Source organism: Polaromonas sp., from assembly GCF_039932935.1.
In the GTDB taxonomy this organism is placed as follows: Bacteria; Pseudomonadota; Gammaproteobacteria; order Burkholderiales; family Burkholderiaceae_C; genus Polaromonas.
The window spans coordinates 1-13067 of record NZ_JBDTPB010000050.1 but is presented as its reverse complement, the minus strand read 5'-3'; the positions used below and the strand labels follow the sequence as shown (position 1 = coordinate 13067).

Annotated in this window: 10 protein-coding genes; 7 read left to right on the top strand and 3 right to left on the bottom strand. The window is 54.8% G+C overall.

Annotated features, from left to right (window positions below):
* Positions 1-98: 98 nt before the first annotated feature.
* Positions 99-971: a LysR substrate-binding domain-containing protein gene (locus tag ABI546_RS09500; protein WP_348046351.1), complete on the top strand. Its 873-nt coding sequence runs from the start codon at positions 99-101 to the stop codon at positions 969-971.
* A gap of 78 nt (positions 972-1049) precedes the next feature.
* Here ABI546_RS09500 and ABI546_RS09495 read toward each other — a convergent pair whose 3' ends face one another.
* Positions 1050-2249, bottom strand: coding sequence for a hypothetical protein (locus tag ABI546_RS09495; protein WP_348046350.1), 1200 nt, complete (start codon positions 2247-2249; stop codon positions 1050-1052).
* A gap of 219 nt (positions 2250-2468) precedes the next feature.
* On the opposite strand from ABI546_RS09495, the gene ABI546_RS09490 reads away from it, so the two are divergent.
* Together ABI546_RS09490 and ABI546_RS09485 are read left to right on the top strand one after the other, a co-directional pair.
* Positions 2469-3197 carry an HNH endonuclease gene (locus ABI546_RS09490; protein WP_348046349.1) on the top strand — a complete coding sequence of 243 codons (729 nt, stop codon included), beginning with the start codon at positions 2469-2471 and terminating at the stop codon, positions 3195-3197.
* Positions 3198-3455: 258 nt separating this feature from the next.
* Complete coding sequence (locus ABI546_RS09485; RefSeq protein ID WP_348046348.1) at positions 3456-5447, top strand: ATP-binding protein; 1992 nt, start codon at positions 3456-3458, stop codon at positions 5445-5447.
* Positions 5448-5475: 28 nt separating this feature from the next.
* On the opposite strand, the gene ABI546_RS09480 is transcribed toward ABI546_RS09485, so the two are convergent.
* A complete protein-coding gene (locus ABI546_RS09480; protein WP_348046347.1) occupies positions 5476-6645 on the bottom strand; it encodes a PIN domain-containing protein in 1170 nt (389 codons plus the stop codon).
* Between the two features lie 97 nt (positions 6646-6742).
* Positions 6743-7270 carry a hypothetical protein gene (locus ABI546_RS09475; RefSeq protein WP_348046346.1) on the bottom strand — a complete coding sequence of 176 codons (528 nt, stop codon included), beginning with the start codon at positions 7268-7270 and terminating at the stop codon, positions 6743-6745.
* 246 nt (positions 7271-7516) lie between these two features.
* Here ABI546_RS09475 and urtA point away from each other — a divergent pair, with 246 nt between their 5' ends.
* The 4 genes from urtA to urtD all read left to right on the top strand — a co-directional run bounded on the left by urtA (position 7517) and on the right by urtD (position 12940).
* The gene (gene urtA, locus ABI546_RS09470; protein ID WP_348046345.1) at positions 7517-8779 is read left to right on the top strand and encodes an urea ABC transporter substrate-binding protein; all 1263 of its coding nucleotides are present in this window, start codon (positions 7517-7519) and stop codon (positions 8777-8779) included.
* A 333-nt stretch (positions 8780-9112) separates the two neighbouring features.
* Positions 9113-10603 (top strand): urea ABC transporter permease subunit UrtB, encoded by a 1491-nt coding sequence (urtB, locus tag ABI546_RS09465; RefSeq protein ID WP_348046344.1) that lies wholly within the window; start codon positions 9113-9115, stop codon positions 10601-10603.
* A gap of 316 nt (positions 10604-10919) precedes the next feature.
* Positions 10920-12059: an urea ABC transporter permease subunit UrtC gene (gene urtC, locus ABI546_RS09460; protein WP_348046343.1), complete on the top strand. Its 1140-nt coding sequence runs from the start codon at positions 10920-10922 to the stop codon at positions 12057-12059.
* Positions 12056-12940: an urea ABC transporter ATP-binding protein UrtD gene (urtD, locus tag ABI546_RS09455; protein ID WP_348046342.1), complete on the top strand. Its 885-nt coding sequence runs from the start codon at positions 12056-12058 to the stop codon at positions 12938-12940. The genes urtC and urtD overlap by 4 nt, the downstream gene beginning before the upstream one ends.
* The last annotated feature ends 127 nt before the right edge of the window (positions 12941-13067 follow it).

The following is a 13067-nucleotide window of genomic DNA, read 5'->3' as shown; positions in this document are numbered from 1 at the left end:
GGCAGCCATGTGCGGCACGCATGGCTGGTGCCACAGCTCACTACAGGCCGCCACGATAAACTGGCCAGATGCACAACACCGCCTCACGCGCCTGAGCCATGCAGGCCCTGCCACCCCTGTATGCCTTGCAGGCCTTCCTGGCCGCCGCTGATTGCGGCAGCTTCACAGGCGCGGCCACCCGGCTTAATCTGACACAAGGCGCGGTCAGCAGGCAGGTTCAGTTGCTGGAGGAATATTACGGATGCCCGCTGTTTGTGCGGGTAGCCCGCGGCCTGACGCTCACCGTCGAAGGCCAGCAGCTGATCACACCGGTGCGGCAAGCAATGCAGATGCTGTCTGAAGCCAGCGCACGCGTACGGCGCGGCAGCGATGTCCTCAGAATCCAGTTCCCACCGACCATGGCCGTCAGGTGGTTCTTGCCCCGCCTGCCGGCCCTGCAGGCCGAGCTGCCCGGGCTCGAGATACGCGTAGCCACCCACTGGACTGACGCGCCCGACTTCAGCGGCTCGGCTGTTGACGCCATCATTGCCCACGGCAAAGGCGGCTGGCCCAACCTGGTCGAAGTGCCGCTAATGCGCGAGCGCCTCGTGCCTCTGTGCTCGCCCCAGCTAGCCGCCAGTCTGCGCGAGCCCGCCGATCTAGCCAGCGCAACCCTCCTGCACGCCACACCCCAACGGCACGAATGGTTGACGTGGATGCGCGGCGCCGGCGTGCCCGACCTGCAGGGCGCGCGCGAGCAGCTGTTTGACACGGTCGACATGTGCGTCCAGAGCGCAGAGCGCGGCCTTGGCGTTGCCATCGCTGACGCAGCCTTGTTCACCGACCTGATTGCCTCGAAGAAAGTGGTGAGGCCCTTCGACATTGAGGTCGACAGCGGCAATGGCTACTTCCTTACCTATCCGCCTGAGCGGCGTGAGCAGCGAAATATTCGGCTCTTCGAGGAGTGGATTTTGTCTGTGCTGCGGGCTTGAAGGTGATTTGCGTGTCGCAAATACGATGACGTAGCCGGCGCGTAACCCTCAAAAAACATGCGGCTATTCCCCAGGTCACTAGACAAGCCACAAATCCCCGCGTTTCCCGCCGGGGTGAGAAGTCCGGAGAATTTTCCATCCTGCCACAGCATGGGCCTTCAGACTTGCAGCGTTTGGATGGTGGTATCTGTTCGGAAGCCCAAGGGACACGCCGGCTGCGCCTTTCCCGCCTTTCGGTGTGGGGGGAAATCCACTTCCAGCGCCACCGTGATGAGTGATTGACAGAGCAGACAAATTCGCCTGTGCACCCAAGGGGATCATGTCGTAGTTGGCATCACCAGTAAGAAGAATTTTTGAACGTTGCCTGGACACGGTAAGGACATACCCACTGTTATTTCGGTCAGTTGTTGGACCGGTTCCTTGCCACAGATCGAGTCCTGGATGAATCCGAAATGCGGGCTGCGTAAGAAGAGTCAAATTGCCGGCGAGAAGCGACTGGAGCCTAGCTGCATTCGGTCCAATTGTTTGGTTAGGGGCATACCAGCGCAATTTTCGCAGCTCTGGAAGCTTTGTGACTGCGAGTGAGTAGTGATCGAAATCCCAATGAGAAAGCGCGACAAAGCCTTGCTTCGGGACTCGATCCTTTTCGGAAAACGCCTTTGGAAATGTGTGGTGATGAAAGAAGACCGGCCCGCCCACATCGAAATAGCCCAGAATCTGAGAATTCGCATCTTGAGACGTATGAATAGCCGAAAAGCTTGCGTGACCGACATCTACCAATCGCACAAAATAATCGTTGTGAGGCAATCGGCGAACGGCTCTCAGAGTCTGTTGCTGTGAATTGATTTGCGCAGACGCGCATAGAGCGGAGAGATCGGCTAGCAATATTACTTGTGGTCGGCTTCTTGATTTTGGATCATCCAACGCCTGCATTTCGATCAAGTTGGTTCTTTGTACGCTGCCGCCGTAGTCATCTTCGGCTCCCAGTATCCAGGCGGGAGGGGCACCGGACTTGTCCTGGAAAACAACACGAAACCATTTTCCATCGGTGATATCACCCAAACCAAAACGAGTTTGAAGCCGATTTACCGTGGACATTACTCTCACGATGGCCAGATCTTTCGGATCGCGACTATCACCTCTACCTCCGTTGAAGGCGGCTTCAGAGATTATGTCTAGTACTACATTGGCGCGCTCGTACTGGCTCACCTGTTGAAAAGGCTTTGAAACCGACTCAATGAAAGCATAGGCACTCTTGAAGTTTTCTAGATTCGCCATTGATGTCCCACTGTAAGCCGTCGACCTAGTTCATCTACATGGGATTGTGTTGTGCTTCAATTAACTATGACATCCTCCAATCGGAGGTTGTGAAGCTAGGCACTAATTGCCAAAGTTGAAAATTCTTTCATTCTGGTTGTATTGCTTGTCGCTCCATTCGATAGTTAAAGCGGATCAGTGGAGCAATATGCGTTATCAACCGCCTACATCAAATTTCCTATGAGCAGAAAAGCATTTATCGAATCGTACGGTGCGACTTGCACAAACTGGACCTGGAGTTGGTCTTTTGTCAATAACGATGAAAAGTTTGTGATCTTTGGCGCGTGGGATACAAACACTAAGAATAATCGTACGGAGATTTTCAACAAGAGGTGGGAGCATGGAGTGAATGGGAAAAAGAGAGGGTTCGGTCAATCTCTTCAACACATTCATCTCATTGAAGACGAAGGATATTCTCTATTCACCTTTCCCATAATCATGGCGGAAGACGACGGCAGCGGAAGCGCAAAGATTCAGGGGTTAGTCAAAGAACTTAGTCAAAAGTATCTGCTCCGTATTAAGAACCGCTGGTACGCGATAGAAGGACCTCCTGAATGGCCAGCCGAATCTTCAAGTGAAACGTTTCTCGAAGGGGCTACCCGCACTGTGATTGTTAACGCCTACGAGCGCGATCCAGTCGCTCGAAGAAAATGCCTTCAACACTACAAACCGATATGCAAGGTCTGCGCCTTTGACTTCAGCGCGAATTTCGGAAGCCTTGGTGCGGACTTTATGCATGTTCATCATCTCCGTCCTCTTTCGAGTATTAGAAAGGCGTACCGTGTAGATCCGATTAGAGACTTACGTCCGGTATGCCCAAACTGTCACGCCATGCTCCACAAAAAGAAGGATGTCATGTCGATTGAGGCGCTTAAAGCTATTCGTGCTGCAGCTCTAGCTACTACCTGAATCGATGAGAGCAGACTAGCCCAACGTTGACTTGAAATCAAAACAAGTGTTTGTCACTAGTAACGGACTCGACAGGGAGGAAAACCGGGTTATCGCGACGCGGGCTTCAAGAATTTCAAGTGGATTGTGGAACGTCGTCCAATTGATTTTTGAGATGAGATGAGATGAGACGATACCGATTCGGGTCGCCACTGTTCTGCTAGCAAGTCTGGTGTTACGCTCCCGAAAGACACCGCGAGCAAATCGAACGGACAAAAAATGAGTAATGTAAACATTCGACGCGCTATAGAAAACATCCGATCAAGCACTACCGTCTACACGCCGATAGTAGAGAGCGTGGTGAATGCGATAGAAGCAATCGAAGCAGCAAAAATCACTGAGGGCTTTGTCCATATCCGCGTTCGGCGTTCGTCGCAGCAAGAGATGGAGGGAACTGAATCCAAGATACTTGATGTCGCCATTTCTGATAACGGCATTGGCTTTACTCAGGAGAACCGCGATTCGTTTGATACCTTGTATAGCGATCTAAAAATTCGGCAAGGCGGTAAGGGATTTGGACGTTTTACGTGCCTGAAGTATTTCGGCGATATGAAGGTGGATAGCGTCTATCTTGATGAGACATTCAAGCGGCGGCGATTCTCGATGGGAAAAGAGCAAGAGATTATTTGTGATGAGGTAGTTACCTCGGCCGAGAGCTCTTCAAGCGGGAGCACTATCACCTTGGTCGGTGAAAAAAGCCAATTACTGCCTCGAAAGTTGCCCACAATTGCTCGTGGTCTCGTTGAGACTCTTTTGCCGTATTTCATTACGACGGACTACAACTGTCCAAATATTGACCTGACGGAAGAGGATGGAAGTGAGGCCATACTGCTCAACGGCTATTTGGAAAGCGATGGTGCGGTTATTCAGGAAATAACGCTTCCGTTGGATAGCTTCGAGCTTCCTGCCGTAGATGGAATGCAGATATTCCATGTGCGTGTATTCAAGATGCTATTTCCCCGCAACAAAGTTAGCAAGGTCAGCCTTGTTGCTCACAAACGGGAAGTTACAGAAACGTCTTTGCAAATTTACGTTCCTGAGTTTGCTGACGAATTTCTAGATAGTCGATCCGATTCTGACGGAAAGCCTAGAAATTTCATTCTTAAATCATACGTTTTCGGTGACTATCTGGATGCTAATGTCTCTCTCGAGCGAGGAGCTTTTGAGTTTCAACGCGAGAACGATTTGCACCGCGGAATCTCGCAGACTGAAATAGAGAAAAGGGCCGCTGAATTGACTAAGGCAGCTGTTGAGTCTGAAGTGGTCTCAAGGCAAAAAGCGAAGAAGGAACGTATTCACAGCTACGTAGAGCAAAGGGCGCCGTGGCATCGAAGTCTAGTGCGCAATATCGATACTTCCTCTTTCCCTACCGGTGCGTCTGAGTCTGACATTGAAGCACTGCTTCAGCGCGAGAAGTTCAGGCAAGAAGTTAGAGTCAGAGGCGAGGTAGAGGCAATTCTTGGAGCAACAGATTCGACGAATCTCCCCACGAATGTCGCTGAAATTGTCAGTCGAATCTCAGAATCAAGTAAAAATGATTTGGTTCACTACGTGGCTCTGCGAAAGCAAGTTCTTGACCTATTTAAGCGAACGCTTGAGCTTGACGGAACTGGTGCTTATTCGTCTGAGTCTGCCGTTCATGACATCGTATTTCCGACCAGAGCGGATTCAGAAGATACTGAGTATCAAAACCACAATTTGTGGATTCTTGATGAACGGTTAACGTTCACAAGCTATGTCGCCTCTGATTTACCACTAAATGGAAATGGATCTGAAAGGCCCGACCTCTTGGTGTTCGATAGGCCAATTTCATTCCGTGGCGATAACGAGAGTAGCAATCCGGTTGTGGTATTTGAATTTAAGCGACCCGGTAGGGATGACTTCGCTAACCCGTCATCTAAAGAGGATCCGGTTGCGCAGATCGTGCGTTATGTAAACAGCCTAAAAGAAGGCAAGTACAAAACACCTGAGGGCCGAAAAATCAATATCGCAGATAACACGCCGTTTTATGGGTATGTAGTTTGCGATTTGAATGCAAAAGTTGAAAAGTGGTTGCTGACCGAGAAAGACTTTAAACCTATGCCTGACCGACTCGGGTGGTTCAATTGGATGGGCAACATCAATCTATATATTGAAGTGCTCAGCTGGGATAAAGTTATGAAGAATGCAGAGATGAGGAATAGGGTGTTCTTTGACAGACTAGGAATATGATCCCGATCCTCAGTGGAGCTAAAGACATTTATGCGTCATCTTCTTCAAGGATGACTCTCTCAATCGAGTCGATATCCATTTCAACGATTGCCGGCGCGATGTCATCTCCAGTTCTGTAATCTTGGTCAATAGTGACGCTGATGTAACCATAGACAGTCACGGAAGTTTCTTCTTCTATTTCCCAAACATGGCTGTTGTGGTCCTGGTAATGGACTTTTCGGCGCTCTAGTGCCCAAGTGTCACCTTTGTGTACATAGTAGCTAACCAGCATAGTTCCCGTGCCCTTGTACTCGAGCACGTAGGTGAAATCGCCTAAATATGCGGCTTCATCCCACATAACTTCCACGTCCTCTAGCTCTCCAAATGACTCAACGTACGCCTCTTTGTCATCTCCTGGGATGCTTTTCGAGCGGAATGTTGTACCGGCAATCATTTTGGCTCCATCGGTCACCAAATAGCTCGTGATTTTTGTGTTTGCATCCGGGGAGAACTGAAGTTTTCGTAGAGTTTCAATTGGATCGAACTGGGATTCCATCTCGCTTGGAAGTTCTTGGTCGGTAGCAATGGAACTGCTTGCGCCTGATTGCTGGGCAATTAGGTCCTGCACTGCCTCATCTGCCATTAATCTATTGAGATTTTCAAATGGCTTTAGGTTGCCGATCTTCGAGCACTGATTTAGCAGCTCCTTGTCGAAACTGACGAAGTAGACGGGGTACTGAATAGCTTGCTCCGCTAGGGCTTGATACAAGAATGAGTCTGGGATGTGTTTCCTGATTTTTGGGGCCGAAAAAGGCGGGGTGCCCGAGAAATATGCTTCCATGGCATTGGCCCCTAATTGCAAGGTCAGTTCTTGCTCAACTACCTGGTTCTGCTGAATCCAGTTTTGATAAGACACGGTGGCGTGCGCCACGACATCTTCTAGTCTGTTTTCCGCTTGTCCTATTAAGTCCCTAAGGAGAGGGGCCAAGTCCTCTGGCACACCGCGAGCCACCAAGTCACGTGCCGCGTTAAGGAGGTTGACAAAATCTTCTCGACTTTGCGCGACAAGCTGTGTCTGCCATTCCCTCTTTACTATATATGGGAGGATGATCTGTATCAGTCCTTGAGCACTGAGACGCGTTAGAGCCTTGAACGACTCGCTGGTTCTGTGGCGATCACCTGAAAAGATGTTCGTATCTAAGATAACTCTGATTTGCATGGTTTCTAGCATAGCGATTAGCGGGGACGGAGCAAAGCATTCTCATACCCACAACTAAAGACACCTTAGAACTGCGGCAACAACTGCACCGGCATCACTACCGACCCGTAAACCCAACCGGCAACTGCGGCGGTCCCATCCGGTACATATCCACGTAAATCGTGATGGTCTTGCCGCCTCCGTCAACCTGCACGTCGTAGACATCCAGCAGCCCGCCACCTGAAGGGAGCCCGCCAATCGACGTGATCGACTTGTCCTCGTACTCACAGCAAGCGCCTCGGCGCTCATAGGTCACGGGTTCGCCTTTCGGTCCGCGCAAAGAGTTGAGGTACAGCAGATGAAGGCGGTTGTCCCTTGGGCCTGTCTTGATGGGTTTGGCGGCAGAGTAGCCGTAGCCTGGGTCGGTGGCGGTTTGCAACTTGATGACGCGAAGGTAGGGCGCTGTCGAATCTGAGCGGCCGTAGGGAATGCCTTTTCCTCCTTGTCGAAGGGCGGAAACAATTACCGGCTCCGGGTTGCTTGCACTCGGGCTGGGCTGGGTGGTCTGGCACCCGGAGAGTACGAGGGCCGTTAAGGCAAGGATTGAAAGGCGGGAAGCCTGCGCGTTCATAGAGAGAGTCCTCATTTTGTTTTTGGTTTGATGTGGAAGAGGGCCGAACAGGCGCTGTAGCCTCCCGCAATACCGGCCTCCCAGCCGGCCTCGACAGCATATCGTTGGCCCGCCACATACGCCACCCGGCGTATTCCCCAATCTCCCTCCGGTCTCCAGAATCTCCTCATCGCTGTGTAAAAGCCCTCAAAAGTCTTACTTCCCGGGTTTTGGCGCAGCGAAACGCGATTCACCTACCTATCTACCGGAGCGAGGATTCACATGCAACAACGTCGATTTACCCTGAAGGCGCTTACCGCCGCCGTCGCACTGGCAGGCCTTGGCGCCATGCCAGCGTTCGCCCAGGACACCATCAAGGTTGGCATTTTGCACAGCCTGTCGGGCACCATGGCGATTTCTGAAACCACGTTGAAAGACACCGTGCTGATGGCGATCGAAGAGATCAATGCCAAGGGCGGCGTGATGGGCAAAAAGCTCGAGCCCGTGGTGGTTGACCCCGCTTCCAACTGGCCGCTGTTTGCTGAAAAGACCAAGCAGCTGCTTGGCCAGGACAAAGTTTCGGTGATCTTCGGCTGCTGGACGTCTGTTTCCCGCAAGTCGGTGTTGCCAGTGGTTGAGGAAATGAACGGCCTGCTGTTCTACCCTGTGCAGTACGAAGGTGAAGAGCTGTCCAAGAACGTGTTCTACACGGGTGCAGCGCCTAACCAGCAAGCCATTCCCGCAGTTGACTACCTGATGAGCAAAGCCGGCGGCGGCGCCAAGCGTTGGGTTCTGCTGGGCACTGACTATGTCTACCCACGCACCACCAACAAGATCCTGCGCGCTTACCTGAAGAGCAAGGGCGTGGCTGATAAGGACATCGACGAGAAATACACTCCCTTCGGCCATAGCGATTACCAAACCATCGTGGCTGACGTGAAGAAATTCTCGCAAGGCGGCAAGACGGCTGTGGTGTCCACCATCAACGGTGACTCCAACGTGCCTTTCTACAAAGAGCTGGGCAATGCCGGCCTGAAAGCCAAAGACGTGCCAGTCGTTGCTTTCTCCGTGGGTGAAGAAGAGCTGCGCGGCGTCGACACGAAACCTCTGGTCGGCCACCTGGCTGCCTGGAACTACTTCCAGTCGATCAAGAGCCCGGCCAACACCGAGTTCATCAAGAAGTGGTCTGCCTACGCCAAAGCCAAAAAGCTCCCTGGCTCTGACAAGCCTCTGACGAATGACCCGATGGAAGCCACCTACATCGGCATCAACATGTGGAAGCAGGCTGTTGAAAAAGCCAAGTCCACCGACACCGACAAGGTGATCGCCGCCATGGCCGGCCAGACCTTTACCGCGCCTTCCGGCATCGTGAGCAAGATGGATGAGAAAAACCATCACCTGCACAAGTCGGTCTTCATCGGTGAAATCAAGGCCGACGGCCAGTTTAATGTGGTGTGGAAGACGCCTGGCCCTGTGAAGGCCAAGCCATGGAGCCCGTACATTGAAGGCAACGCTTCCAAGCCCGACGAACCCGTCAAGAAGTAAGAAGCTACTGCGCGAGCCAATCTGGGCTCTGCGGTGCTCACCGTACTGGTGTACGGTTCCGCGCCGCAGAACCCGCCTTGGCCCGCTCGCTACGCTTCTTCCAGTCTTGACGCCTTTGGGTGTCTACGGTTCGGTTCTTGCTCATAAACAAGCAGGGCCGTGCCTTTCAGGAAGTTGCAGTCTGGGCGCTACACGGCTTGACGGCTTTGCGTACGCGCCCAACCTACAGGTTCTTTCCACATGCTTCGTTTCCCACTACACCGCCTAATCCTTCTTGCTACGCTTTTAATAGCTGCTCGCGCCCATGCCTTAAGCCCTGAGGAGGTAAAAGGCATGGCGATTGGCGAGACGGAGGCGCGGGTGGAGGCGCTGGGTAAAGCTGCCGTCAAGGCCGATGAGAAGACGGCGGCGTTTATCCAGGCGCTGTCTGACGACGCGGTGAAGACCAAGGGCGACAAGGTGTTTGTGGTCAAGGATGACAAGGCCTTTGACCCCATCACGGGTGCCGAGGTGCCATTGCCTGCGGATGCCGAAGACGTGATCAACCCCAACCTGATGCGCAGCGAGCTCGACAACGCGCTGGCGGCATTGAAGCTGTTTTCCAAAGACGAGAAGCAGCGGCGCGATGCGATCAAAACGCTGGGCGGCGACAACGATGAAGCGCGCCTGCCCCTGATCGAAAAGGCTTATGCGGCTGAAACGGTCCCCGAGCTGAAGAACCAGCTCGAGCTGATGCGCGCGGCCATCATGCTGGGCAGCGCCGACAAGGCCAAGCGGCTAGAAGCCGCCGCACAGCTGGCCGGCAGCAAGAACCCCAATACCAAGACTGTGCTGATCGAGCGCCTGGGCACAGAGGCGGACGCCGATGTGAAGGTCGCCCTGCAGGCGGCGCTGGCCAAGGTGGAGGCCTCGCTTGAATGGGGCAACAGGCTGGGCGCGATTTTCAGCGGCATCAGCCTGGGCAGCATTTTGCTGCTGGTGGCATTGGGGTTGGCAATCACTTACGGGCTGATGGGCGTCATCAACATGGCGCATGGTGAGCTCATGATGATTGGCGCTTACGCCACCTACGTGGTGCAGGGCCTGTTTCAAAAATATCTGCCTGGCGCGTTTGACTGGTACCTGGTGGCCGCGGTGCCGGTGGCCTTCATGGCCTCGGCCCTGATGGGCGCGGCGCTGGAGCGCAGCGTGATCCGTTTCCTCTATGGCCGGCCGCTGGAGACCCTGCTGGCCACCTGGGGTATCAGCCTGATGCTGCAGCAACTGGTGCGCTCGGTCTTCGGCGCGCAAAACGTCGGTGTTGAAAATCCGGTGTGGATGAGCGGTGGTGTACAGGTGCTGGGCAATCTGTCGCTGCCCTACAACCGGCTGGTCATCATTGTCTTTGCGGTCGCGGTGCTACTGGGCGTGGCCTGGCTGATCAGCAAGACGCGGCTGGGGCTCTTTGTGCGCGGCGTCACGCAAAACCGACCGATTGCCTCATGCATGGGTGTGAACACGGCACGGGTGGATACCTATGCGTTTGCGCTCGGCTCCGGTATTGCCGGCCTGGCGGGCTGTGCATTGAGCCAGGTGGGAAACGTCGGGCCGGACCTGGGTCAAGGCTACATCGTGGACTCGTTCATGGTCGTGGTGCTGGGCGGCGTGGGCCAGCTGGCGGGCACGGTCTATGCCGCGATGGGCCTGGGCATCCTCAACAAATTCCTGGAGGGCTGGACGGGCGCGGTGCTGGCCAAGATCGCCGTGCTGGTGTTCATCATCATCTTCATCCAGAAGCGGCCCCAAGGCATCTTCGCGATGAAAGGCCGGAGTGCGGAAGCATGAGTATGGACAGGATCGATCTACCTGGCGCACCCCTGGTAGGGGAGCCCTTCGATACCTCAGGGCGAACGGGGGGGTACAAATCCGTTCGAGCTGAAATCTCCACACTCGTTCGCGCTAAAACCTTTACCCCCGTTTGGGCCGAAACCCTCACACCCATTCGGGCTAAGACCCTCACACCCGTTCGGGCTGAGCCGGCCCGATCCGCTAGCACTGAATTCGCCACATCCGTTCGCACTGAGCCTGTCGAAGTGCATGCCTTGGCTTCGACCCTTCGACAAGCTCAGGACAGGCCAAGCTCAGCCCGAACGGTGAAAAAATGACGACCCCCATGGCAACCCCCAATACCGCGGCCTCCCGCGTGCCACTCCCCGCCAAAGGTCCGCTGCTGACGCGCGGCGGCTGGAGCGCTTTCATGATGGCGCTGATCGCTGTCTGCGCCGTCGCACCCATTCTTAACCTGTGGGTGCCCGAGGGCAGCGTGTTCCACATGAGCACCTACGCCGTGGCGCTGCTCGGCAAGATCATGTGCTACGCCATCTGCGCACTGGCCATGGATTTGATCTGGGGCTACACCGGCATCCTCTCGCTGGGGCACGGCGTGTTCTTTGCGCTGGGCGGCTACGCCATGGGCATGTACCTGATGCGCCAGATCGGCCGTGACGGCAATTACAAAAGCGACCTGCCCGACTTCATGGTGTTTCTGGACTGGAAGACGCTGCCATGGCACTGGACCTTCAGCGACAGCTTTGTTGCCACGCTGTTTTTGATTGTGGCGGTGCCGGGCCTCATTGCCTTTGTGTTTGGCTTCTTTGCCTTTCGCTCGCGCATCAAGGGTGTTTACTTTTCCATCATCACGCAGGCCATGACGTTTGCGGCCATGCTGCTGTTCTTTCGCAATGAAACCGGCTTTGGCGGCAACAACGGCTTTACCGACTTCAAGCGCATCCTGAACATTCCGATTGCAACGCCTTCCATGCGCATGACGCTGTTTGTCATGACGGGCCTCACGCTGCTCGGCTTCTTCCTGTTTGCCAAGTGGCTGGTGGGCAGCAAGTTTGGCCGGGTGCTGCAGGCAATTCGCGATGCGGAAACCCGCGTGATGTTCTCCGGCTACAGCCCGCTGGGCTACAAGCTCACCATCTGGGTGATCTCGGCCGTGATGTGCGGCGTGGCGGGGGCCTTGTACGTGCCGCAGGTCGGCATCATCAACCCTGGCGAAATGAGCCCGGCCAATTCGATTGAAATCGCCATCTGGGCGGCGGTGGGCGGGCGCGCCAGCCTGATCGGGCCGATTGTGGGCGCTTTTATCGTCAACGGCGCCAAGAGCTGGCTCACGGTGGCGTACCCCGAATTCTGGTTGTACTTTTTGGGTGCGCTGTTCATTGGCGTCACGCTCTTTCTGCCTGATGGTGTTGTGGGTCTGGTCAAGAAGTTTCGCAAGGGAGGTGCTAAATGACTCCCGATCTGCTTGAGCAAGGCGCGCGCCGCGTTGAAGAGCGCCTTGCCGCGCTGGAAGCCGGCAAGAGCAATACCGAATCCGGCGGCCGCAGCGCCAGCGGCAGCCGTATTGCTCACGGTGCCGGTGAGGTGGACGTTACCCACGGCCGTATCTTGTACCTGGAGGATGTGAGCGTCAGCTTCGATGGCTTCAAGGCCATCAACAAGCTCAGCCTGGACATCGCACCGGGCGAACTGCGCTGCATCATCGGCCCCAACGGCGCGGGCAAGACGACCATGATGGACATCATCACCGGCAAAACCCGGCCTGATGAAGGCACGGTGTTTTTCGGCAGCACGATTGACCTGCTGCGCCACAAGGAGGCCGAGATTGCCCAGCTAGGCATTGGCCGAAAGTTTCAGAAACCCACGGTGTTTGAGCAGCTCACGGTGTTTGAAAATCTGGAGCTCGCACTCAAGACCAACAAGGGCGTGAAGCACTCGATGTTTTTCAAGCTGGATTCGGCGCAAAGCGACCGACTGGCCGAAACACTGGTGACGATTCACCTGGCCGACAGCGTGGGCCGCATGGCCGGCAACCTGAGCCATGGGCAAAAGCAGTGGCTGGAGATCGGCATGCTGCTGATGCAAGACCCCAAGCTGCTGCTGCTGGATGAGCCCGTGGCCGGCATGACGGACGAAGAAACCGCGCGCACGGCGGAGCTGTTTTTAACGCTCAAGGGAAAACACTCGCTGATGGTGGTGGAGCACGACATGAGCTTTATCAAGACGATTTCCGAAATCGTGACTGTGCTGTGTGATGGGTCTGTGTTGGCGCAAGGTACGCTAGATCAGGTTCAGGCCGACGAGCGAGTCATTGAGGTGTATCTTGGGCGTTAGTTTTTTGCCCTTCCGGGCGGGAACGGTTGAAGCCGGCTCTGACTTGGGCGGGGCGCGCTTTGTTGAAGGTAGCTGGCCGGGGGTTGCCCGGCGGCAAGTAACTTTCTTTTGCTTCGCCAAAAGAAAG

Excerpts from the sequence above, each read along its gene's own strand:
- ABI546_RS09500 (WP_348046351.1), top strand. The coding sequence starts at position 99 with ATGCAGGCCCTGCCACCCCTGTATGCCTTGCAGGCCTTCCTGGCCGCC.
- ABI546_RS09495 (WP_348046350.1), bottom strand. The coding sequence starts at position 2,249 with ATGGCGAATCTAGAAAACTTCAAGAGTGCCTATGCTTTCATTGAGTCG.
- ABI546_RS09490 (WP_348046349.1), top strand. The coding sequence starts at position 2,469 with ATGAGCAGAAAAGCATTTATCGAATCGTACGGTGCGACTTGCACAAAC.
- ABI546_RS09485 (WP_348046348.1), top strand. The coding sequence starts at position 3,456 with ATGAGTAATGTAAACATTCGACGCGCTATAGAAAACATCCGATCAAGC.
- ABI546_RS09480 (WP_348046347.1), bottom strand. The coding sequence starts at position 6,645 with ATGCAAATCAGAGTTATCTTAGATACGAACATCTTTTCAGGTGATCGC.
- ABI546_RS09475 (WP_348046346.1), bottom strand. The coding sequence starts at position 7,270 with ATGAGGACTCTCTCTATGAACGCGCAGGCTTCCCGCCTTTCAATCCTT.
- urtA (WP_348046345.1), top strand. The coding sequence starts at position 7,517 with ATGCAACAACGTCGATTTACCCTGAAGGCGCTTACCGCCGCCGTCGCA.
- urtB (WP_348046344.1), top strand. The coding sequence starts at position 9,113 with ATGGCGATTGGCGAGACGGAGGCGCGGGTGGAGGCGCTGGGTAAAGCT.
- urtC (WP_348046343.1), top strand. The coding sequence starts at position 10,920 with ATGACGACCCCCATGGCAACCCCCAATACCGCGGCCTCCCGCGTGCCA.
- urtD (WP_348046342.1), top strand. The coding sequence starts at position 12,056 with ATGACTCCCGATCTGCTTGAGCAAGGCGCGCGCCGCGTTGAAGAGCGC.